General features: G+C 66.9%; 21 protein-coding genes and 2 tRNA genes. 17 read left to right on the top strand and 6 right to left on the bottom strand.

Annotation, left to right across the window (positions count from 1 at the left end; translation table 11 throughout):
* Positions 1-11: 11 nt before the first annotated feature.
* Together QNO10_RS01825 and QNO10_RS01820 are read left to right on the top strand one after the other, a co-directional pair.
* A complete protein-coding gene (locus QNO10_RS01825) occupies positions 12-1,418 on the top strand; it encodes a phosphomannomutase/phosphoglucomutase (RefSeq protein ID WP_229951052.1) in 1,407 nt (468 codons plus the stop codon).
* A gap of 2 nt (positions 1,419-1,420) precedes the next feature.
* Entirely contained in the window at positions 1,421-1,879 is a 459-nt protein-coding gene (locus QNO10_RS01820; RefSeq protein WP_229951054.1) for a hypothetical protein, read from the top strand.
* A gap of 85 nt (positions 1,880-1,964) precedes the next feature.
* Here the strand turns inward: QNO10_RS01820 and QNO10_RS01815 are convergent, their stop codons facing one another.
* The gene (locus QNO10_RS01815; RefSeq protein WP_229951059.1) at positions 1,965-3,851 is read right to left on the bottom strand and encodes a phosphoenolpyruvate carboxykinase (GTP); all 1,887 of its coding nucleotides are present in this window, start codon (positions 3,849-3,851) and stop codon (positions 1,965-1,967) included.
* A gap of 314 nt (positions 3,852-4,165) precedes the next feature.
* Here QNO10_RS01815 and QNO10_RS01810 point away from each other — a divergent pair.
* Positions 4,166-4,241 (top strand) — tRNA-Arg (locus tag QNO10_RS01810).
* 147 nt (positions 4,242-4,388) lie between these two features.
* Positions 4,389-5,813 (top strand): dihydrolipoyl dehydrogenase family protein, encoded by a 1,425-nt coding sequence (locus QNO10_RS01805; protein WP_229951061.1) that lies wholly within the window; start codon positions 4,389-4,391, stop codon positions 5,811-5,813.
* On the opposite strand, the gene QNO10_RS01800 is transcribed toward QNO10_RS01805, so the two are convergent.
* From QNO10_RS01800 to upp, 3 genes are all read right to left on the bottom strand, one after another.
* Positions 5,814-6,338, bottom strand: a complete 525-nt coding sequence (locus QNO10_RS01800) for a SixA phosphatase family protein (RefSeq protein WP_229951063.1) — start codon at positions 6,336-6,338, stop codon at positions 5,814-5,816.
* Positions 6,339-6,480: 142 nt separating this feature from the next.
* On the bottom strand, positions 6,481-7,338 hold the full coding sequence (locus QNO10_RS01795; RefSeq protein WP_229951065.1) for a winged helix-turn-helix domain-containing protein: 858 nt from the start codon (positions 7,336-7,338) through the stop codon (positions 6,481-6,483).
* A gap of 549 nt (positions 7,339-7,887) precedes the next feature.
* Positions 7,888-8,520 carry a uracil phosphoribosyltransferase gene (upp, locus tag QNO10_RS01790; protein WP_229951067.1) on the bottom strand — a complete coding sequence of 211 codons (633 nt, stop codon included), beginning with the start codon at positions 8,518-8,520 and terminating at the stop codon, positions 7,888-7,890.
* Between the two features lie 96 nt (positions 8,521-8,616).
* On the opposite strand from upp, the gene tadA reads away from it, so the two are divergent.
* The 6 genes from tadA to QNO10_RS01760 all read left to right on the top strand — a co-directional run bounded on the left by tadA (position 8,617) and on the right by QNO10_RS01760 (position 11,568).
* Entirely contained in the window at positions 8,617-9,087 is a 471-nt protein-coding gene (gene tadA / locus QNO10_RS01785; protein WP_229951069.1) for a tRNA adenosine(34) deaminase TadA, read from the top strand.
* A 69-nt stretch (positions 9,088-9,156) separates the two neighbouring features.
* Positions 9,157-9,642, top strand: coding sequence for a pyridoxamine 5'-phosphate oxidase family protein (locus QNO10_RS01780; protein ID WP_229951071.1), 486 nt, complete (start codon positions 9,157-9,159; stop codon positions 9,640-9,642).
* 76 nt (positions 9,643-9,718) lie between these two features.
* Positions 9,719-9,808 (top strand) — tRNA-Ser (locus tag QNO10_RS01775).
* Positions 9,809-9,923: 115 nt separating this feature from the next.
* Positions 9,924-10,739, top strand: a complete 816-nt coding sequence (locus QNO10_RS01770) for a GAF and ANTAR domain-containing protein (RefSeq protein ID WP_229951073.1) — start codon at positions 9,924-9,926, stop codon at positions 10,737-10,739.
* Between the two features lie 124 nt (positions 10,740-10,863).
* Positions 10,864-11,181, top strand: a complete 318-nt coding sequence (locus QNO10_RS01765; protein WP_229951076.1) for a hypothetical protein — start codon at positions 10,864-10,866, stop codon at positions 11,179-11,181.
* Between the two features lie 63 nt (positions 11,182-11,244).
* A complete protein-coding gene (locus QNO10_RS01760) occupies positions 11,245-11,568 on the top strand; it encodes a hypothetical protein (RefSeq protein WP_229951078.1) in 324 nt (107 codons plus the stop codon).
* A gap of 4 nt (positions 11,569-11,572) precedes the next feature.
* Here the strand turns inward: QNO10_RS01760 and QNO10_RS01755 are convergent, their stop codons facing one another.
* The gene (locus QNO10_RS01755) at positions 11,573-12,439 is read right to left on the bottom strand and encodes a patatin-like phospholipase family protein (protein ID WP_229951084.1); all 867 of its coding nucleotides are present in this window, start codon (positions 12,437-12,439) and stop codon (positions 11,573-11,575) included.
* A gap of 110 nt (positions 12,440-12,549) precedes the next feature.
* On the opposite strand from QNO10_RS01755, the gene QNO10_RS01750 reads away from it, so the two are divergent.
* The 6 genes from QNO10_RS01750 (at position 12,550) to QNO10_RS01725 (ending at position 21,137) form a co-directional block, all read left to right on the top strand.
* Complete coding sequence (locus QNO10_RS01750; protein WP_229951086.1) at positions 12,550-13,005, top strand: 23S rRNA (pseudouridine(1915)-N(3))-methyltransferase RlmH; 456 nt, start codon at positions 12,550-12,552, stop codon at positions 13,003-13,005.
* Between the two features lie 88 nt (positions 13,006-13,093).
* Positions 13,094-13,720, top strand: a complete 627-nt coding sequence (locus QNO10_RS01745) for a hypothetical protein (RefSeq protein WP_229951089.1) — start codon at positions 13,094-13,096, stop codon at positions 13,718-13,720.
* Between the two features lie 74 nt (positions 13,721-13,794).
* On the top strand, positions 13,795-14,523 hold the full coding sequence (locus QNO10_RS01740) for a YcnI family copper-binding membrane protein (protein WP_229951091.1): 729 nt from the start codon (positions 13,795-13,797) through the stop codon (positions 14,521-14,523).
* Between the two features lie 126 nt (positions 14,524-14,649).
* Positions 14,650-15,306, top strand: coding sequence for a DUF4232 domain-containing protein (locus QNO10_RS01735; protein WP_229951093.1), 657 nt, complete (start codon positions 14,650-14,652; stop codon positions 15,304-15,306).
* A gap of 69 nt (positions 15,307-15,375) precedes the next feature.
* Entirely contained in the window at positions 15,376-20,298 is a 4,923-nt protein-coding gene (locus QNO10_RS01730) for an ATP-dependent helicase (RefSeq protein ID WP_229951095.1), read from the top strand.
* Between the two features lie 44 nt (positions 20,299-20,342).
* On the top strand, positions 20,343-21,137 hold the full coding sequence (locus tag QNO10_RS01725; RefSeq protein WP_229951097.1) for an Fpg/Nei family DNA glycosylase: 795 nt from the start codon (positions 20,343-20,345) through the stop codon (positions 21,135-21,137).
* Positions 21,138-21,188: 51 nt separating this feature from the next.
* Here the strand turns inward: QNO10_RS01725 and QNO10_RS01720 are convergent, their stop codons facing one another.
* A complete protein-coding gene (locus QNO10_RS01720; RefSeq protein WP_229951099.1) occupies positions 21,189-22,055 on the bottom strand; it encodes a LysR family transcriptional regulator ArgP in 867 nt (288 codons plus the stop codon).
* A gap of 69 nt (positions 22,056-22,124) precedes the next feature.
* Between QNO10_RS01720 and QNO10_RS01715 the strand changes: the two genes are divergently transcribed.
* On the top strand, positions 22,125-22,721 hold the full coding sequence (locus QNO10_RS01715) for a LysE/ArgO family amino acid transporter (RefSeq protein ID WP_229951101.1): 597 nt from the start codon (positions 22,125-22,127) through the stop codon (positions 22,719-22,721).
* Positions 22,722-22,734: the final 13 nt, after the last annotated feature.

The raw sequence follows: 22,734 nt of genomic DNA, 5'->3' as shown, positions 1-22,734 counted from the left end.
GACTAGCCAACGTGAACAATGCATTCGACCTCTCCGCGTCCTTCAAGGCCTACGACGTCCGCGGCGTCGTAGGCGAGACCATCACCCCGCAGATCGTCGAGGCCGTAGGGGCCGCGTTTGTAGACGTTCAGGGACTGTCCGGCCAGACTGTCCTGGTGGGCGGTGACATGCGGCCGTCCTCCCCCGAGTTCATCCGCGACTTCGCCCGCGGTGCCACTGCCCGGGGCGCTGACGTCCTGCTGCTGGACCTAATCTCCACCGACGAGCTCTACTACGCGTGTGGTGTGCTCAATGCCGCCGGCGTGACGTTCACCGCAAGCCACAACCCGGCCCAGTACAACGGGATCAAGATGGCCAAGGCCGGCGCGGTCCCCATTTCCTCCGAGACCGGGCTGAAGGAAATCCAGGCGCTCGCCGAGCAGTACCTCAACGACGGTGCCATCCCCGCCGCGGAGGCTCAGGGGTCGATCTCCGTCCGGGACGTCCTGGCCGACTACTCCGGCTACCTGCGCAGCCTGGTGGACCTGTCCGGAATCCGCCCGTTGAAGGTAGTGGTGGATGCAGGCAACGGCATGGCCGGCATGACCACCCCCGCGGTGCTGGGCAACACCATCCTGCCCGAGCTGCCGCTGGACATTGTTCCGCTCTACTTCGAACTGGACGGGTCCTTCCCGAACCACCCGGCCAACCCCCTGGAGCCGGAAAACCTGCGCGACCTGCAGGCCGCCGTCGTCGAGCACGGCGCGGACATCGGCCTGGCCTTCGACGGCGACGCCGACCGCTGCTTCGTCATCGACGAAAAGGGCGAACCGGTCAGCCCCTCCGCCGTCACCGCACTGGTGGCCCGCCGCGAGATCGCCCGCGCCAAGGCGGCCGGCGAAGAGACACCCGTGATCATCCACAACCTGATCACCTCCCGCGCCGTACCCGAACTGGTGGCGCACGACGGCGGCCGCGCGGTCCGTACCCGCGTGGGCCATTCCTTCATCAAGGCCGTAATGGCCAGCGAAGGAGCCGTCTTCGGCGGCGAGCACTCCGCGCACTACTACTTCCGCGACTTCTACAACGCCGACACCGGCATGCTTGCCGCCATGCACGTGCTCGCCGCACTGGGTGAGCAGACCCGCGCCCTCTCGGACCTGGCCCGAGAGTATGAGCCGTATTTCTCCTCCGGCGAGGTGAACTCCCGAGTGGAGGACGTCCCGGCCGCCGTCGCACGCGTCCGCGCCGAGTTCGAGCGCGAAGGCGTCACCGTCGACGCACTCGACGGTGTGACGTTCACGTCCAACGACGGCACGTGGTGGTTCAACCTCCGTGCCTCCAACACCGAACCCTTCCTGCGGCTGAACGCCGAGGCAGAGGACCTGCCCACCATGGAGCGCATCCGCGACCACGTACTGACACTAGTAAGGAAATAACAATGGCTGATGTAGAACTGAACGGATCCGAGCCGTCCGCCCAGGTCCAGGAGGACCTGAATTCCCTGCTTGGGACCGCCCTTGGCGTCACCCAGGAGCAGCTTGAAGCGCAGGGCGCCTTCCTGCCTGCCGCCCTGGTGGTGCAGAACGACGGCGAGCTGCGGATGATCGCAGTCTCTCCCGAGGACAGCGACGAGGACCTCGACGCAGATGCGATGATCGAGGACCTGTACACGGTGCTGACCGAGCAGAAGGGCGAGAACCGAGCGGTCGCCGTGTTCTCCGACATCCACCTGCCGGAGGAAGACACCGACGCCATCCACGTTGTCACCGAACACTCCGACGGGGTCTGCATTTCCGCAATCCAGACCTACTCGGAACAGGACGGCGAATGGACGTTCAACGAGCCCATCTGGGAGGGCGGAGAGCCCATCGTCTGGGCCGACGACGCCGAGGCGTAACGGCGCCTTAGCCCGCCAGTTAGTCCACAAATAAGGGGAGCCCCACCGGTGTACCGGTGGGGCTCCCCTTTTGTGCTGTCAGCGGCTAGACGGTCGCGAAGCGTTCCTTCAGTTCCGCCAGCCGGTCCTTGAGTTCCCGCGGCAGGGTGGAGCCGAAGCGGGCGTACCACTCGTCGATACCGTCCAGCTCCGTGGCCCATTCCTGCGGATCCACCCGGACCGCCTGCTCCACGTCCTCGGGAGTCATGTCCAGGCCGGTCAGGTCGATGGACTCACCCGTGGGGACGAAGCCGATGGGGGTTTCCACCGCGCCGGCCGTGCCTTCCAGCCGTTCGATGACCCATTTGAGCACCCGGGCGTTGTCGCCGAAGCCCGGCCAGGCGAATCCGCCGTCGGCGGTGCGGCGGAACCAGTTCACCAGGAAGATCTTCGGCAGCAGGTCCTGGTTGGCCTTGCCGCTGAGTTCGATCCAGTGCCGCAGGTAGTCGCCGGCGTCATACCCGATGAACGGCAGCATGGCCATCGGATCGCGCCGGACCACACCCACCTGGCCCGCGGCGGCGGCGGTGGTCTCGGAGGACAGGGTGGAGCCCATGAAGATGCCGCTGGCCCAGTCACGGGCCTCGGTCACCAGGGGAACGGTGGTCTTGCGCCGGCCGCCGAACAGGATGGCGGAGACGGGGACGCCGTTCGGGGAGTGGTACTCGTCGGCCAGCATGTCGATCTGGTCGATCGGGGTGCAGAAGCGCGAATTCGGATGCGCGGCCGGGCGGCCGGCGTCGGGGGTCCATTCCTGGCCGAGCCAGTCCGTGAGCTGCGCCGGGGCGTCGTCCGTCATGCCTTCCCACCAGACGCCGCCGTCTTCGGTGAGCGCCACATTGGTGAAGATGGAGTTGCCCTTGGCGATGGCGCGCATGGCGTTGGGGTTGGTGCTCCAGCCGGTGCCGGGGGCGACACCGAAGAGTCCCGCCTCCGGGTTTACCGCGCGCAGTTCGCCTTCCTTGCCGAACCGCATCCATGTGATGTCGTCGCCCAGGGTTTCGACCTTCCAGCCGTCGATGGTCGGATCGAGGAGGGCGAGGTTGGTCTTGCCGCAGGCGGACGGGAACGCAGCGGCGACGTAGTAGTCCTTCCGCTCCGGGCTGGTGAGCTTAAGGATGAGCATGTGCTCGGCCAGCCAGCCCTCGTCCCGGGCCATGATGGACGCGATGCGCAAGGCATAGCATTTCTTGCCCAGCAGGGCGTTGCCGCCGTAGCCGGAGCCGTAGGACCAGATGGACCGGTCCTCGGGGAAGTGCACGATCCACTTGTCATCACTGCAGGGCCAGGGCACATCGTCTGCGCCGTCGGCCAACGGGTAGCCCACGGAGTGAAGGGCGGGAACGAAGAATGCGTCCAGTTCCTCCATCTTGCGCAGTACATCGGTACCGATGTTGGCCATGATCCGCATGGAGGCAACCACATACGCGCTGTCGGTGATTTCGACGCCGAACTTCGGGTCCTCCGCGTCGAGGTGGCCCATAACGAAGGGGACGACGTACATGGTGCGGCCACGCATGGACCCGGCGAACAGTCCGTTGAGCTTGGACCGCATCTCACCCGGGTCCATCCAGTTGTTGGTGAAGCCGGCGTCCTCGCGTTTCTCGGAGCAGATGAACGTCTGCTCTTCGACCCGGGCAACGTCCTTGGGGTCTGAGAAGGCAGCGAAGGAATTCGGGAAGGTTTCGGGGTTGAGCCGCACCAGGGTGCCGGCATCCACGAGTTCATCGGTGAGGATCCGGTTTTCCTCTACGGACCCGTCAACCCAATACACGCGCTCAGGCTGCGTCAGCTCGGCAACGTCTTTCACCCATGCAAGGAGGGCCTGGTGGGTGGTGGGGGCAGCTGTCCCCCCGGTGGTGCTGTGCTGCGGCTGGCTTGCAGCTTTGTCGCCGTTCTCGTCGAGAACTAGCTGACGCGCGTCATCGCCCATGACTCTTCCCTTCGTTGGGTCAGTGGTGTGTTTTGATGCTAGTTGCGGCCTCCGGATCGCTTTCGCTCGAAAGATCACACCTTTAGGGTCGGAATCGTGATCGCGCCCACAAATCCACGGGAAACCGGGCCCGCCCGTTGGACCAATGTGACTAAGGTCACGTAGACCGGTCTAGTTTACCTTGCGACACAACCCCGATTGGCGCTGCCCCCAAAAGCCCGCTATAGTTATCTACGGCCAAACAGCCACGAAACAACTTGAAGAACATCTTGAAAAACACCGGTGAGAATCGGTTTTGATAGAGTAGTTGTTATGCGTGCGTAGCTCAACGGATAGAGCATCTGACTACGGATCAGAAGGTTGGGGGTTCGAATCCCTTCGCGCGCACCACTGAAAACCCGGTTGGGTCAGGAGAAATCCTGATCCGGCCGGGTTTTTCGTTTAACCCGGTTTTCCGCTGCCGGCCGCTGCCGGCGGAAGCGATCTCCACGGGCGCTGCGGTTGCCCCGCCCCGGGGTAAGTGCAAGGCTCGGGTCCATGACTGAGACCCTGCAGACCGACGTCGTTGTCATTGGTGCGGGCGCCGTGGGCGAGAACGCCGCGGACCGTGTGGTCCGGGGCGGGCTCTCCGCCGTCCTCGTGGAAGCGGCCCTGGTGGGCGGTGAATGCTCCTACTGGGCCTGCATGCCGTCCAAGGCCCTGCTGCGGCCCGGCACCGTCCTGAAGGAGGCACAGTCGCTGGCGGGTTCACGCGAAGCCGTCACCGGCAGGTTGGACACTTCCGCCGTCCTGGAACGGCGGACGTCGTTTACCTCAAACTGGGACGACGCCGGCCAGGCCGAGTGGGTCGCAGGGGCCGGCATTGAACTGGTCCGCGGACGGGCCCGGCTCACCGGTGAACGCGAGGTGGAAGTGGCCACCACTGACGGCCGGAGCGTGCACATTTCCGCGCGGCACACCGTCGTCCTCGCCACCGGCTCCACGCCATCCACTCCCCCGATCGACGGCCTGGACACCGTGGATTACTGGGGCACCCGCGACGCCACGTCCGCCACCGAAATTCCCGGCCGGCTGGTGGTGATCGGCGGCGGAGTCTCCGGCGTCGAACTGTCCCAGGCCTATGCCCGGCTTGGCGCGAAAGTCACCCTGCTCGCCCGCGGTTCCATCCTGAAGTCCTTCCCGGAACCCGCCCGCGCCCTGGTGGAGGAAGGATTGAAGGAGAGCGGCGTGGACGTGCGCACGTCCGCCTCCCCCTCGTCGGTGCGGAAGTCCGACGACGGCGGTGTGGAGGTGGGCCTCGACGGCGGCGGCACGGTGGCCGGGGACCGGCTGCTGGTCTCCACCGGACGCCGGCCCGCCCTGGACGGACTGGGGCTGGAGGGCCTGGGACTGGATCCGCATCGACTGGACATCGACGATACGGGGCGCGTGGCCGGCGCGGGCGGCTGGCTCTATGCCGTCGGGGACGCCGCCGGGAAGGTCCTGCTCACCCATCAGGGCAAGTACGAGGCCCGGGCCACGGGGGACGCGATTGCCGCACGGGCACGGCAGGAACCCGGCAGTGCGGATCCGGCCGCCTGGAGCCGCTACACGGCCACGGCAGACCATTCCGCGGTGCCGCAGGTGGTGTTTACCGATCCGGAACTGGCCATGGTCGGAAGGACCCTCGAGCAGGCCCGGGCGGATGGCATCAACGCATCCGAGACGTCCCTGGAGATCGCCGTCGCCGGGTCCTCGCTGTATGCGGACAACTACCGCGGCTGGGCGCAGATGGTGGTGGACGAGGACCGCCGCACATTGGTGGGGATGACCTTTGCCGGTCCCGGGGTCTCCGAACTGCTGCATGCGGCAACCATTGCGGTTACCGGGGAGATCCCGCTGGACCGGCTCTGGCATGCGGTGCCCGCCTACCCCACGATCAGCGAAGTATGGCTGCGACTGCTGGAGAAATACGGGCTGTAGCTAGGCCCGGCGCACCACGAAGTCGGTGATCCTCGCGTCGCGGCCGTCCAGTTCGGCCCACGGCAGTGCGTGCTCCATGACGGTGAGGCCCGACGTCGGATACCGGGTGGCCATCTCCATCACGGCGCCTTCATCCGAGTCGGCCGAGGCCAGGCGCATGGCCAGGTCCTGGACCCCCGGAAGATGGGCAATAACGAGCAGGCTGGTGACAGTGTCCGGCACGTGGTTGATGAGGCTGAGGATCTGTTCCGGCGAGGCGGCGTACAGCCGGTCTTCGAGCTTGGCGGTGGGCGCTTTGTCCCCCAGTTCCTTGCAGACCCAGGTGCAGGTCTGCCGGGCGCGAAGGGCCGAGGAGCACAGGATGAAGTCGGGAATCGTCCCGTGCTCGCGCATCCATTCCCCGGCCAGCGGTGCATCCCGGTGCCCGCGGCCGGAGAGCGGCCGCTCGTGGTCTGCCACGTCGCGCGGCCAGTCCGCCTTGGCATGGCGCAGGAGCTGGAGTGTTTTGAGGTGGTGGCCGGTCATTGGCTCAGTTTAGCCGCGGACGCAGCCCCCGCTCCGCCGCAGGAGTGGCAGGAGCAGTCGGTGCCGGTCCGGAGGAGGTCCTCCGGACCGGCACCTGGGTCGAACTTTGCTGCTCCGCCTACTGCCGGATGTTGCGTTCCGGCTAGATGCTGTATTCCGGCGCGGCCCAGACAACTACCTCGGGGTGCTCATAGAAGCGGTACCCCTGGCCGCGGACCGTGCGGACGGTGTTGGCAAGCCGGCCCAGCTTGGAGCGCAGGCGCCGGATGTGGACATCGATGGTGCGCTCGTTGGGCACCTCTTCGGCGTTGCGCCACAGTCCCGCCAGCAGCTCTTCACGCCCGACGGTCCTGCTGGCGTTCTCGACCAGGTAGTTCAGGAGCTCAAATTCCTTGAACGTCAGGTTCAGCGTGTCCCCGTCAAGGTGCACCTCGCGGCGGGACAGGTCGATCAGGACGCCGGAGGGGCGGATGGCAGCGGCGGGTGCCGGCACCGGCTGGGGCGCGGGCTGCCGCCGGGCGACGGTGGGGTCCCCCAGCGCCTGCCGGACCACGTCAATGTCCGAGCCGCTGGCGCCGGCGGGGGCAAGGGCCACCGCTGCGTGGCTCTGGGCGCACGGTACGAGGGTCTGGACATGTGCCCGGATCTCCTGTGCCAGCTTGCTCAGGGACGTGCCGTTGGCCGCTGCGGTGTCCTCATCGAGGCCCACATAAATAACGAACCCTCGGGCAGCGGTGTCACTGCTGACCGCCTGCGGTCCGGGGATGCCATTGGGTGTGACCACCGACATGGGGGCGGTCATGGGGTTGGCCTCCTGGCCGGTAACGGCGCGGAGCGGACGCTCTCCGCTTCCGTTGGCGGCCTGAAGTGCATAGGACTGGTTCCCGAACGGCTGGACACCGTAGGAGCGGCCGGCTGCGGGCTGGCGCTGGGAACCTGATCCGGCGCGGTTCTGCGCGTTGCGCAGTGAGATGTGGACGTAACCGGATGCTACTGACATGTGGGACCTCATCGTGACTTGACGTCATCACGGCTCGATTGCTGGGGGTGTGCCCGGTCGAGACGGCGCCTATTATGCCCATGCTTGGGCCTGAGTCTTACCTCTGGATGGGGGTGGTTCCAGAGGCATGCGTTCGACAGCAGCCAGTCTCCTGCGCGGCGCGGAGGCCACCCGGAAAGACTGCGACTGATGCTGTCGTGTTGGTGTTCACACTTCGGATTATTGCATGTAACAAAGGGATAAGCGCAAGTAACAATGGGCCCGTCGTCTCACATTGTGGACGAAAAGTGTCGTTTTGTGACGCAGTTCACATAAAACGACGATGAATAGCTATGCGTGAATATGTATAAGCCCTAAATAAATTTCGCGTAGATTCGGAGTCCAGGCGGTCCACATGGATACAGTCCAGGAAAAAGAACACCCGCTCTGTAAGGGTGCCTACAGAGCGGGTGCGTTTACCGTAGCGGCGGTCTGTCCACATGCTGGACAGACCGCGGGGTCCGTGCGGGGGCGGAATGGTGACGGCGGAGCCGCCGTCGTTCGATGCGTTTAGACGATGCCGTAGAGCCGGTCGCCGGCGTCACCCAGGCCCGGAACAATGTAGGCGTTCTCGTCGAGGCGCTCGTCAATGGAGGCCAGCACGATGGTGACGTTGGCGTCCTGCAGCTCTTCCTTCAGCACCGAGAGTCCTTCCGGAGCGGCGAGCAGGCAGATGCAGATGACCTCCGCCGCGCCTCGCTGGAACATGAACTTGATGGCTTCGCGCAGGGTGCCGCCGGTGGCCAGCATCGGATCCAGGACGAAGACCTGACGGCCGGTGAGGTCATCCGGAAGACGCTCGGCGTAGGTGATTGCTTCGAGTGTTTCTTCATTCCGGGCCATGCCCAGGAATCCGACCTCGGCGGTGGGGACCAGGCGGGTCATGCCTTCGAGCATGCCGAGACCGGCACGCAGGATGGGGACGACCAGCGGGGTCGGCTTGACCAGACCCGTGCCGACGGCGGAGGTGACGGGAGTCTCGATCGGAACCGGCTCCACGTGGACGGTCCGGGTGGCTTCGTAGGCCAGCAGGGTAACCAGTTCTTCCGTCAACTGCCGGAAGATCGGTGACGGGGTGTCCTTGTCGCGGAGAACGGTGAGTTTGTGGGCAACGAGGGGGTGATCCACTACAAGTACGCGCATGCTTCAAAACTACCATTGCCCCCTGCCCTCTCTCTGCGTTCGGCTGCGTTCGCCTGCGTTCGCCCGCGTGTGCGCGGATGGGGGACGATGGCAGGCATGGAGTCCCTTTCCCGAACACATGAGGCCTGGATGGACCTTGCCCTGTCCGAGGCACGTAAGGCACTGCAGACCGGCGACGTGCCGATTGGCGCCGTCGTCCTGGGGCCCGACGGCGAGGTGCTGGGAACCGGGCGCAACGAGCGTGAGGCCACGGGGGATCCCACGGGCCATGCCGAGGTCCTGGCCATCCGGGCGGCCGCGGCTGCAGTCGGGGAATGGCGGCTGGAAGGCTGCACCCTCGTGGTGACACTGGAACCCTGTGCAATGTGCGCAGGTGCGATAGTCCTTGCGCGGGTGCCCCGGGTGGTCTTCGGAGCCTGGGACGAGAAGGCCGGCGCGTCCGGCTCTGTGTTCGACATCCTGCGCGAGCGTCGCCTGAATCACTGGGTGGAGGTTTTTCCCGGGGTCCGCGAGGAGGAATCGGCCCGCCTGCTGCGGGACTTCTTCGGCTCAAAGCGCAACTCCTAACCGTTCCGCCCGCGATCATCTGTACGTAGGCTTACTAACTCCGGAACGCTACGACTGAAGGAGTCCGTAATGGCATCAGAGCAGGATGGACGCGACACCGTCGTCAAGATTCTCGAAAAGGCCAAGATCGCCACGCTGACCACTGTGGACCTGCAGGGCAACCTGGTCAGCCGGCCCCTGCAGCTGCAGGAGGCCGATGCGGACGGCAACCTGTGGTTCTTCACTCCGGACCCCTCCCCCAAGGCCGACGAGGTCCGTGCGAATCCGCACGTGAATGTGGCCATCAACGACTCCGAGGGCTTCCTGTCCATCAGCGGCACCGCCACGCTGACAAAGGATCAGGGCAAGATCTCCTCCCTGTGGAAGACCTCCGTGGAGGGCTGGTTCGAGAAGGGCCGCGAAGACCCCTCCGTGGCGCTGCTGAAGGTGGACTCCCACACTGCCGAGTACTGGGCGTCGGATGAACCCAAGGTCGCCAGCCTGTTCAAGATCGGCAAGGCCGCGGTGACCGGCGGCACCCCCGACATCGGCAAGAACGACGTCGTCGACCTTTAGTTCCGGTGTGCACCCCGGGGTGCCGGCGGGACTGCTTTTGGGGGTTCGGCCTTCAACCCGGTAAGGTTGACGCGTTGGTGACGTGTCCGAGCGGCCGAAGGTGCAACACTCGAAATGTTGTTTGGTGTAAAAGCCAACGTGGGTTCAAATCCCACCGTCACCGCCAACTAGAAGGCCCCGTTTCCCTTGGAATCCAAGGAAATCGGGGCCTTTTGCTTTGCGGGGAACGGGGCAGAAATAGCAAGCCAACTTACCACTGCCGGATGGTGTACAAAGTAGGGATGACCGGAACCGGAGCAAGTGCACAAGACGCCAAAGCTCGACCGGAAACCCCCACGGGCCGTTCCGCAGTGGACCGGAAGAGCACTGCGGACGAGGTGGACCTCTTCCTCGTCGAGCGCCTGCAGGATCTGACTCTCGCCAGCGTCACCGTCCAGGAGTTCCTCCACGATTTGTCCTGCCTGACGGCCGAGGCGTTTTCCCTCCCGGACAGCCCTGTGCAGTGCGCGATGACCCTTCTTCGGGAGCGTAAACCTGTACTTGCGGCCTCCAGCATCGCCGCCGCCCATTCCTTGGGAGACATCAAGTACGACTTCATCGAGGGACCCTGCCCCACCGCGGTCCTGGAGCAGGCCGCGGTGCACATTCCGGACCTGCAGCGGGAAAAGCGGTGGCCGCAGTACGTAGAGATGTTGAACCAGGCCGGCCTGCATTCCGTGCTCGTGTTTCCGATGGATCTGGAGTCGGACGGCGCGGCCACCCTCAGCCTTTACAGCACCCGACCGGGTTATTTCGACGCAGCGACAATAAAACAGGTTCGGGACTATTCCCGGCGCATCACCAAGCCTCTTCGCCTCGCTGCCCGTCTGGTGTCCGGCGGCGAGCACTCCGCGAACCTTCGTGCCGCGATGGATTCCCGAACGGTCATTGACCTGGCTGTCGGGATAGTCATGGCGCAGAACCGGTGCAACCAGGATGAGGCGTTCAATATTCTGGTTTCCGCTTCCGGCAGCCGGAACATAAAACTTCGGCAGATAGCCGAGCAGGTCGTGGCTTCGGTCTCGGAGGCCGAAGCACAGACGCATTTCCGGCAGTAGGCCGCCTGCAAACCTTTTCCACGACATTCGCAGCAGGTCACTTATAAGCAAACTTAGTAATAGGATGACGCTAAGCAGGAAACACTTGGGCGGATACACGTGCGTACATGATGAGGGATGGATCATGGGTTTCGAGGCAGTTGAGCCGCAGCAACGGCAGTTGCTCAAAAAGGCGTTGGATGACGCGCAGCTGAGTGTGCCCGAGGTCTGGCTGCAATACTTCCGTTTCGGCGGTGCAGCCGGTGAATACGAGGTGGACGCCTATATCAATGGCTCCCTCTCCCTCCCTCTCCTGCAGCGGGACATCCTGGCCCATGCCGCGAACGAACTCATCGACTTACTGCCTCCGCGCCGGCGGGCACCGTATGGCGCTGACGTGAGGCGGACCCCCGGCGAAGATGACACCTCGAAGCGGCACCCGGGAGACGCTGGCGGGGACTAGTGCCGCTACGGTTCCCGTCCCGGCCGTGCGACTAAGGGCGGGCAGGCCTTTGTAGGATGAAGCATGGACACCAACGAATCACAGCCCACTATCGCCCAGCTGCGTGCACGGCAGACCGACCTCGTGATGGCTTTGGCTACCGAGTCCCGCACCGACCGCCTGCAGCAGTACAGCGACGAACTCGAGTACCTCGTCAAATACATCAAGGAACGCGAAGAGGCCGAGGCCGCCGCTGCGGCTGCAGCCCCCGCCTCAGCTGCCGCCCCCTCTCCCTCCCCCTCCGGAGACACGGCACCGCAGGCCGACGGCGTCGAGCAGCGTGAGGACGGCGTGGTGATTGAGCCGGGTTCCGATCTCGAGGCCGACGTCGACCGCGACAACCGCTAGCCGCTCACCCCTCCCAGAACCTCCGCAGGGCTTCGGCAATCCCCTTGGCCTGCCGCCGGCCGGCTTCCAGCGAGGGCCGGCGGGTGGAATCCAGCAGCATGTTGGTGCCGAAGGCCTGCAGTGCGTACGCATCCGCTTCGATGAGGAACACCTGGCCGTTCTTTTCCAGTGTTTTTATGGCCTGCGGCAGCGTTGGCCCAAACGGGCTCTGCGGTGCCTCGATGCCGCAGGAAATAACCAAAATCCTGTCGTTCCCCTCGGCTACGTCGGCGTTGGTCCCCGACCGCATCCCGCCGTCCATGTAAGCCCGGCCGTCGATATGCACCGGCGGCCACACCGTGGGCACCGTGCAGCTGGCCGTCACCGCGAGCGCCAGATCCACCCCGGAGCCGGCGTCGAACACCCGGAAGCTGCCGTCTTCGGCATCCACGGCAGTGACTCCGAAGGCCCGGTCCGGCCAGACCGGATAAGGCACCAGCGACCGGATGCTGCCCACCCAGGCGTCTTCGCTGAGCGCAGTGTCAGCTTTGAGCGCCACCTGCCCCAGCCGTGCCCGGGCAGCTTTCTCTCCGCCCCCGCCGGAACCTGCGGCGCCGATCAGGTTCATAAACCGTTCGCCGTCGAACGTGTCGGGCTCCTGGTAATCCGGTGACGCAGTGCGGTCCGCTGCACCCTGCTGGGCGGCCACCGCCGCGGCGACCTGGCCGAAACGCAGCGCCGCGCCGACCACCGACCCCGCAGAGGTCCCCACCACCAGATCCGCCTCGTTCAGGTCGATGCCCTGGTCCAGCAGTTCTCCCAGGAGACCGATTTCCCACGCAATTCCGGCAACTCCGCCGCCACCCAATACCACTGCCCGCGATTCGAACACGTTGTTACCCCCTGGCTGACGCCATCGAAGTGCTGTTCCCTGTCCCCGCAGTGTAGGCCCGCACTGCGTCCGGTTACCGGACCGGACCCGTTCCGGGCTTGAATGGTCCTATGGCATTGAAAGTTCTAATGGTCGGACGCAAGCACGAGGACTGGGTCGTGGACGGCATCCGCCGGTACGAAAAGCGGCTGAAGAAGCCCTTCGACCTGACCTGGGTGCCGATTCCGCATTCGGCACGCGAGGGGGACGCCGCCCGCCGCGAGGAATCCGAACGCCTGCTGGCGAAGGTCGGATCCGATTACGTCATCCTGCTGGACGAGCGCGGCAAGGCCATCACCTCGCCGGCACTGGCACAGACCCTGCAGCGGCCGTTGGATTCCTCGCGCAACGTCACCCTGATCATCGGCGGGGCCTACGGCGTGGACTCGAGCGTCCACGACCGCGCCGACTTCATCTGGTCCCTCTCCCCCCTGGTCTTTCCGCACCAGCTGGTCCGCCTGATCCTTGCCGAACAGGTATACCGGGCCCAGGAGATCGCCGGCGGACGCCCGTACCACCACGAATAGGACAGGGCCCGCGTACGGGTAAAGTAGGAGCAGTTTTTCAGCAGTCCGGCGGGTCCAGGCCACGGCCGGCGGGACCGGGAAGGGAAGCATGCCCCAGCGCACCGACCCCTTCCGCCTGCTGCGCTCCGCCGTCGTTGCCGCGGTGATTTTCGCGCTGGCGGCCGGTGCCCATGTGGCCGGCGGCGGAGTCCTGCCCGAACCGGTCCTGCTGCTGGCCCTGGCCGCCTTTACCCTGGCCGGCACCAGTGCCTCCGCCGGACGCCGGTTGCCTGCCGGCAGCCTTTTCCTGGTGCTTGCGGCCGCCCAGCTCGGCCTGCACGGCGCGTTCCGCGTCCTGACCTCCGGTGTCCGCTGCCTGCCGGGCGCCTCCACCCACCACGGCGTTGCCATGGTCTGCCCGGCCCCGGCTGCGGGGGTGCAGGAGCTTGGAGCGCACCAGCTGTCCGGCCTCCACACTCTCCAGCACGACGCCGGCACGGCACTTTTCCTCGCCCATCTGGCCGCCGTGGTGCTCTCGGCGCTGGCTCTGGCGCGCGGCGAGGACGCCCTGCACGCCACGGCGGCCTGGCTGCGGCCGCTGTTCACGGTGCCCGCGCCGGTGCGGTTCCGGACCGTCCGCCCCACCGCGGCTCCCCGTCCAGCCGTCGGAACCACCCGCACGCGCTACTGCCCCGCAACTCCGCTGCGTGGGCCGCCGTCGCTCGCACTGGCCTGATCACTTTCCCTGCACTTCACTCCTGACCGCCTCCAGCGCGGTTACGTGGCACCATGCCATCGAAAGGCTCTTCCATGCGCAATTCCTCCTCCATCCTCCTTGCCGCCGGCGGCACCGCCGCCCTGATGGCACTCGGCCTGGCACCTGCCGCCGCCCACGTCCACGTCACGCCCGACACCACCGGCGCCGGCGAGACCGCACTGCTGACCTTCGATCTCTCGCACGGCTGCGAGGGCTCACCCACCACCGCCCTGACCTTCACCCTCCCGGACGCACTCGTGGACGCCACCCCCACGGCGCATGCGGGCTGGGAGATCAAGAAGGTCACCGAGGAACTGGCAGAACCGCAGACCCTGCCCAACGGCTCGCAGGTCAGCTCGCGGACCAGTGAAATTGTTTACACCGCCAAGGAACCCCTGGCTGACGGCGTCCGGGACACCATCGCACTGAGTGTGGTCCTGCCCGACGCCGAAGACACCACCCTCGCCTTCCCCGTCCGGCAGACCTGCGCGGAAGGCGAAACGGACTGGTCCCAGATCCCCGCCGAAGGCCAGTCCGGCCATGACCTTGATTCCCCCGCACCGGCCGTGACCATCACTGAAGCGGACGACGACGGGCACGGGGACGGCGCGGGTCACGGCAGCGCCGCCGGCGCGTCGCAGGAACGCGCTTCCGACCGGCAGGACGACAACGACAGCGAGGCCGCCGAAATCGCGGGCTACGTGGGTCTGGGTGCGGGCCTGCTGGGCCTGGCCGCAGGCGTAACCGCCCTGATCCGTACGCGGGGCCGCAGCAAGGCCTAGTCACTGACCGGCTGTCCCTGCCGGGCTCGTTTCCGCCGGGCCGGCGCCCCGTAACGGTTCTGCGTCGATCCGTTCCGCCGGGCGGGGCGGATTGACGCGCCCCCGCCCGGCGGGGAGGGTGAGAGCATGATCACTGTCTCAGCCTCCCGAACACCCTCCCCGGCCCGCCGGGCCCTCGCCCTTGTGGCTTTGCTGACCCTCTCCGGATCGGCGCTTGCCGGATGCGGTTCCCGGGACGATGATGACGCTTCGGTGTCCCCCTCGGCGAGTGAGACTGCACCATCCGCATCACCGTCAACATCGGCGTCGTCATCGGCGTCGTCCACCCCGCCCGCAGCAACGGGCGGCGCGGCCACCGGCCCCCTTCCCTGCACGGCCGGCATGCTGGCCGGCTCCGTCGAAGACGTTCCCGGCGGTGCTGCTCCGGGCGGCGTCTACCGTGCCCTGGTACTGACCAACACGTCCGCCGACGGCACCTGCACCGTCACCGGCTACCCCGGAGTCTCCTACCTCGATGCCTCCGGTGCACAGGTGGGAGCGCCGGCTGCGCGGGCCGAAGGCGGCGAAGCAATTCCCGTCACGCTGGCACCGGGCCAGGCCGCGGCCGCCGAGCTGCAGGAAACCGTGGCCCAGAAGTACGGAGACTGCCAGGTCCAGGGCACAGCGTCCCTGCTGGTGTACCCGCCTGAGGACACCGCTTCCCTGACCATTGCCTACCCCTCCACGGGATGCACGAACGCGGACATCGAACTGCTGCACGTGGGGATCCTGCAGGCCCGCTGATTTTCGGCCTGCAGCCGAACCTCCCACGGCCGCGGAGAAAGTGTCACCGGGGTGGGGAAGAATAGTGCCATGACATCGGCGTCCTCGGTGCAGGAACAATTGGTGCTCGGCAAGTTCACCCCCGCCACTCGGGAATGGTTCGAGGGGGCTTTTGCCGCGCCCACACCCGCGCAGGTCGGGGCGTGGGACGCCGTGTCCGAGGGGGCCAATGCCCTGGTGGTCGCTCCCACCGGTTCTGGTAAAACCCTGGCAGCGTTCCTCTGGGCGCTGGACAGCTTTATCGCTTCCGCCGCCTCAGGCCCTGCGGTTCCTGCGGTTCCGGCGGAGCTGCCCCTGCCGGAGCTGACGGAACCCGGGTCGAAACCTCCGCGCCGGAAGCGGAATACGGAACCGAAACGCAAGACCAAGGTTCTGTACATTTCCCCGTTGAAGGCGCTGGGCGTTGACGTGGAACGCAACCTCCGTTCCCCGCTGATCGGTATTACCCAGACCGCAAAACGGCTGGGCCTTCCGGCGCCGTCCATCACCGTGGGTGTCCGTTCCGGTGACACTCCGCAGAACGAGCGCCGTGCCCTGCTGACCCGGCCGCCGGACATCCTCATCACCACACCGGAATCGCTGTTCCTGATGCTCACATCTCAGGCACGGGAAACCCTGTCAGAGGTGGAAACCGTCATTGTGGACGAGGTCCACGCCGTGGCCGGCACCAAACGCGGCGCACACCTGGCCGTGACCCTGGCCCGGCTGGACGCCATGCTGGAGAAGCCCGTCCAGCGGATCGGACTCTCTGCCACGGTGGAGCCGCATGAAACCGTGGCCCGGTTCCTGGGCGGCAACGCACCGGTACGGATTGTGGCACCCCAGTCCCGGAAGAACTGGAACCTGACCGTCACCGTCCCGGTGGAGGACATGACGGATCTGGGCAACGCGCCCACCACCGAGGACACCGTGGAGGGCGGCTACGCTCCGCAGGCCAGCATCTGGCCGCATGTGGAGGAGAAGATCGTCGACCTCATCGAGGCCAACCGCTCCACCATTGTGTTCGCCAATTCCCGGCGCCTGGCCGAACGCATTACCGCCCGCCTGAACGAGATCCACGCCTTCCGGCTGGAATCTGCACAGGCCGCGACGGGCACCGACGGAACCTCCGTGCCGGTAGCTCCGGCAGCGCCAGCAGCACCGGCGCATCCGCCGGCCCAGGTCATGGCCCAGGCCGGGGTGTCCGTGCTGCGGCGTGCGGACCTCGCGGTCGAGGACGACAATCCCGTGCTGGCGCGGGCGCACCACGGCTCGGTGTCCCGGGACCAGCGCGCACTGATCGAAGACGACCTGAAATCCGGGCGGCTGCGCTGCGTGGTGGCCACCAGTTCCCTCGAACTGGGCATCGACATGGGTGCGGTGGACCTGGTGGTGCAGGTCGAATCGCCGCCGTCGGTGGCCAGCGGCCTGCAGCGCGTGGGCCGGGCCGGGCACCAGGTCGGGGAAATCTCCCAGGGTGTCATGTTCCCCAAGCACCGCGGGGACCTGCTGAACTCCGCCGTCACCGCCGAACGGATGCTCGCCGGGCAGATCGAGCCGCTGGCCATCCCGGCCAACCCGCTGGACATCCTCGCCCAGCAGACCGTGGCCGCCGCCGCACTGGGCTCCATTGATGTGGAGGAATGGTTCGACGTCGTCCGCCGGTCCGCGCCGTTTGCCGGCCTGCCGCGTTCTGCATTCGACGCCACCCTTGACCTGCTGTCCGGACGCTACCCGTCGGATGAATTCGCGGAACTGCGGCCGCGCATTGTCTGGGACCGAACCGAAGGCACCATTACCGGCCGGCCGGGGGCGCAGCGCCTGGCCGTGACTTCGGGCGGCACCATTCCGGACCGCGGCCTGTTCGGCGTCTATCTGGTGGGCGATTCCGAAGGTAAAAACAGCCGCCGGGTCGGTGAACTCGATGAGGAAATGGTCTACGAGTCCCGGGTCGGGGACATCTTCGCCCTGGGCGCCACGAGCTGGCGGATCGAAGACATCACCCACGACCGGGTGCTCGTCTCCCCCGCCTTCGGGCAGCCGGGCAAACTGCCGTTCTGGCGCGGGGATACCCTGGGCCGTCCGGTGGAGCTGGGCCGCGCCCTGGGCGCGTTCGTCCGCGAGATGGCCGCAGCGGATGACGCCGCGGCGCGGGAACGGCTCACCGCCGTCGGGCTGGACGACTGGGCCGCCGGCAATCTGATCACTTATCTGCGCGACCAGCAGCAGGCCACCGACGTGGTGCCCAACGACCGCGCGCTGGTGGTGGAACGCTTCCACGACGAACTCGGTGACTGGCGGGTGGTCCTGCACAGCCCCTACGGCATGCCGGTCCACGCGCCCTGGGCCCTCGCCGTCGGGGCGCGGCTGCACGCACGGTACGGCCTGGACGGTTCGGCGATGGCCTCCGACGACGGCATAGTGCTGCGCGTGCCGCTGATGGAGGACGAACCCCCCGGCGCCGAGCTGTTCCTCTTCGACCCCGAGGAGCTCGACTCGATCGTCACCGCCGAGGTGGGCGGCTCCGCGCTGTTCGCGTCCCGGTTCCGGGAATGCGCGGCACGCGCGCTGCTGCTTCCGCGGCAGAACCCGTCCAAGCGCTCCCCGCTCTGGCAGCAGCGGCAGCGGTCGGCGCAGCTGCTGGACGTCGCCAAGAAGTACCCCACGTTCCCGATCCTGCTGGAAACAGTGCGGGAATGCCTGCAGGACGTCTACGATCTGCCGGCCTTGAAAGACATTGCGGCCGGAATCGAGCGGCGTGAAATCCGGCTGGTGGAAACCACCACTCCCTCGCCGTCACCGTTCGCCCGCTCCATGCTGTTCGGCTACGTGGGTGCCTTCCTGTACGAGGGCGATTCGCCGCTGGCCGAACGCAAGGCCGCCGCACTGTCCCTGGACCCGACGCTGCTCAATGAGCTGCTGGGCCGGGCCGAACTGCGCGAGCTGCTGGATGCGCGGATCATCGCCCGGATCGAGAGTGAACTCCAGCGCCTGGCGCCGGACCGCCATGCCCGCGGACTGGAAGGCGTGGCGGACCTGCTGCGGCTGCTCGGGCCGTTGTCCGTTACGGAGGTCGCCGCCCGCCTGCAGCCGGTGGAGCTCCTTACGGACGGGGCCGGGAGCGCGGTGGAACCGGTACCGTCCACCGCCACCCCTGCCGACGCCGAAGAGCTGCTGGAACAACTGGTGCGGTCCAACCGTGCCCTGAAGACCGGCATCGCCGGCAGCAGCCGGTATGCCGCCATCGAAGACGCCGCCCGGCTGCGCGATGCCCTCGGCGTACCGCTGCCCATGGGCGTGCCGCTGGCCTTCATCGAACCTGTTGCGGATCCCCTCGGGGACCTGGTGGGCCGGTATGCCCGCACCCACGGGCCCTTCACCGCAGCCGAAGCTGCCGCCCGGCTGGGACTCGGCGTCGCCGTCGTCACCGGCACCCTGCAGCGGCTGGCCGGTGAAGGGCGGGTGGTTGAAGGCGAATTCCGTCCCTCGGAAACGCTGCCGCTGGACGCGGCCGACGGCGTCGACGCCACTCCCCCGGCCACCGTCACCGTCCCCAGCACTCCCGGCGGGACCGAATGGTGCGACGTCGAGGTACTGCGCCGGCTGCGCCGCAGCTCGCTCGCCGCCCTGCGTTCCGAGGTGGAACCGGTGGACCCCGCCACCTACGGACGGTTCCTGCCGGCCTGGCAGAATGTGGGTTCCTCGCTGCGCGGGCTCGACGGCGTGGCCACCGTGATCGACCAGCTTTCCGGCGTGCCCATCCCGGCCTCGGCCTGGGAACCGCTCATTTTGGGCTCCCGGGTGCGGGACTATGCCCCGGCCATGCTGGACGAGCTGACGGCCACCGGGGAAGTGGTGTGGTCCGGCAGCGGCTCCCTGCCGGGAAACGACGGCTGGATTGCCCTGCACCTGGCCGAAAACGCCCCACTGACGCTTAATCCCTCCCCGGATTTCGAGCCCACCGGCCTGCACCAGCGGGTCCTGGAACTGCTGGGCAACGGCGGTGCGTATTTCTTCCGCCAGCTCGGCGACGGCCTGGCCGCAGACGGCGTGGCCGAAACGGATGCGAACATCATTTCCGCCCTTTGGGAACTCGTCTGGGCCGGGCGGATCAGCAATGACACCTTCACTCCGGTCCGGTCCCTGCTCTCGGGTGGGAAAACCGCGCATAAGCAGCGGGCGGCAACTCCCCGTGCCCGCACCGCACGGATGGGACGGCTCGGACGGGCACCCGGAGCATCACTGACGGGCAGTTCCATGCGTCTGGCCGCCGGCGGCGCGTCGGCGCCCGCACTGCGCAACGCTCCGCCCCTGGTCGCCGGGCGGTGGAGCATGCTCCCCGAGGTGGAAACCGACACCACTCTTCATGCCCATGCCACGGCTGAGCTGATGCTGGACCGCTACGGAGTAGTGACCCGTGGGTCCGTGGCCAGCGAAGGAACGCCGGGAGGTTTCGCCCTGCTGTACCGGGTATTGGCCCGGCTGGAGGAGATGGGCCGGTGCCGCCGCGGCTACTTTATTGAACAGCTCGGTGCCGCCCAGTTTGCCGTGCCGGCCACGGTGGACCGGCTGCGTTCCTTCTCCGAAGACGCCCAGTTGAAGCAGCCTGAACCGACCGCCGTCGCGCTGGCTGCCACGGATCCGGCGAACCCCTACGGCGCTGCCCTGCCCTGGCCCACTCTGGAAGGCGGGCACCGGCCCGGTCGGAAGGCCGGTGCGCTGGTGGTGCTGGTCGACGGCGACCTGGCGCTGTACGCCGAACGTGGCGGCAAAACCCTCCTGACCTTCACGGAGGAACCCGCTGCGTTGGAGCTGTCCGCGGCCGCCCTGGTCCGGATCATCCAACGCGGTGCGGCGGAGAAGATGGCCATCGAGAAGGTCAACGGAACCGATATCCTCGACACGGAGGCGGCGCGGGCGCTGACCGCCGCCGGTTTCTACACCACGCCAAAGGGGCTGCGTTACCGTGTGTGAGCTGCGGACCCCGCACCTCGGTGCCGACGGAGTGAGGAGGAGCCGTGCCTGAGGGCGATACCATCTGGCGGGCGGCACGGGACCTCAACGCTGTCCTGGCCGGCCAGGAGCTGACCCGGTGCGATATCCGGGTCCCGAAGTTCGCCACCACCGATTTCACCGGGTCCACGGTGCAGGACGTCGTGTCCCGCGGCAAGCATCTGCTGATCCGCGGCGGTGACCCCGTGGACGGATGGATCCTGCATTCCCACCTGAAAATGGAGGGACTCTGGCACGTGTACGCGCGTGGAGAGAAGTGGCGCCGCCCGGCCTTCAAGGCCCGCTGCATCCTCGAGACCGCTACCCACCAGGTGGTGGGATTCGACCTCGGGTTCCTCCGGGTGCTGTCCCGCCCGGAGGAGAACGACGCTGTCGGCTATCTCGGCCCGGACCTGCTGGGACCAGACTGGGACGCGGACGAGGCGCTGCGCCGGATTTCGGCCCAGCCGGAGCGGCCCATCGGTCTGGCACTTCTGGACCAGCGGAACCTCGCTGGGATCGGCAACATTTACCGGTGCGAGCTGTGCTTCCTGGCCGGCATCCACCCGCTGACCCCGGTCTCCGATGTGCCGGACCTGCCGCGGCTGGTGGACTTGTCCAAGCGCCTGCTGGAGGTCAACAAGGCCCGGTCCCGCCGGATCACCACCGGCGCCATGGGACGGGACCAGCTCTGGGTCTATAACCGGGAACGGCGGGGCTGCCTGCGCTGCGGCACCAAAGTGGCCCACGAGCTGCTCGGCGACAACGAAATGGAAATGCGGGACCTGTACTACTGCCCGCACTGCCAGCCGTTCCCCTAAAACCCTCGACCACTCCTGGCTCAGGCCTCCCTGCTCCGGGCTCAGACCTCCTTACCTGAGCTGCCCGCCGGCCCGCCGGACGGAAGCACGGATGCGGTCCAGCCGTTCCGAGTCCAGTTTCCAGGCCTGCCAGTACAGCAGCACGTCCTCATACGCATGCTCGTCGAGCAGTACCAACGTCCCGTCCTTGAGGTCATTGCCCAGCTGCAGTTCCGGCAGCATGCCCCAGCCAAGTCCGGCACGGACCGCCGCCAGGAATGCCTCCGAGGATGGAATGGTGTGCCGGGGCGGATGCCCGCCGACGCCCCGCGCCTGCAGGAAGCGGCGCTGCAGATCGTCCTTGGCGTTGAACTGAACCACCGGCATGGCTGCCCAGTCGACGCCGTCGTCCCGCGTGAAGCGCTGTTGCAGGCCCGGCGTCGAGACCGGGAGATAGCGCATGGCACCCAACGCCTCAACCCTGCAGCCGTTGACCGGTGCCGGATCGGCAGTGACGGCGCCGATGACGTCCCCCTGGCGCAGCAGCTGGGCACTGTGGTCCTGGTCTTCCACGTGCAGGTTTAGGGTGCTGTCCGTCCACCCGGCTGCGTCGGCAAGGACCGGCACGAACCACGTGGCGAGGGAGTCCGCGTTGACGGCCACCGGCGTCGGCGTCCGCGGTGACATGCCGCCGGAGAGCGCCGACCGGGTTTCCCCCTCCAGCAGCTCTACCTGCCGGGCCATGCGCAGCAGAACCGCGCCAGCCTCCGTCGGCGTGCAGGGCATCCCGCGGCGGACGACGACCTGGCCCACGGAACTTTCCAGTGCCTTGATGCGCTGGCTGACGGCCGACGGGCTGATGTGCAGCCGATCCGCCGCTGCTTCAAACGTTCCCTCGTCGACGACGGCGGACAGCGCGCGGAGATGCTCGAAGTTCATGAAGCAAACCTAATGCATCCTTCGAATCATTCGTTTGTCTGAACCCTTTGAGCTGGTTACCGTCGAGGAATGGGAAGTATTTGGGCGACCGGCATGGTCACCGGACTGGGATTGATTGTCGCCATCGGGGCGCAGAATGCGTTTGTGCTGAGGCAGGGCCTGCGGCGGGAACACATCGGCGTCGTAGTTGCCCTCTGCATCATCAGCGATGCCCTGTTGATCTTCGGCGGCACCGCCGGGATCGGGGCACTGGTGTCCCGCTTCCCGGCAGTACTGGAAATCCTCCGCTGGGGCGGGGCAGCGTATCTCACCTGGTGGGGCATCCGCTCCCTGATCTCCGCGACTAAGCCTTCCGTCTTGGAAGCACAGGCACCGCGCGCCAAGGGCACCGTCATCCTGACCACCCTTGCCCTGACCTTCCTCAACCCGCACGTCTACCTGGACACGGTGGTGCTGCTGGGCAGCCTGGCGAACCAGTACGGTCCGGACACCCGCTGGATCTTCGCCGCCGGCGCCGCCGTCGGAAGCTTCCTCTGGTTCATGGCCCTGGGCTACGGTGCCCGCTCGCTGTCTGGAGTGTTGAACCGGCCACGGACCTGGCAGGTGGTTGATCTGCTCATCGGCGTCGTCATGTTGGTTCTGGCCGTCCGCCTGGTGCTCGGCTGACCGGCCTCAGTCC

Source organism: Arthrobacter sp. zg-Y919, from assembly GCF_030142045.1.
Classification (GTDB): domain Bacteria; phylum Actinomycetota; class Actinomycetes; order Actinomycetales; family Micrococcaceae; genus Arthrobacter_B.
This window is presented reverse-complemented; position numbering and strand designations above follow the sequence as displayed.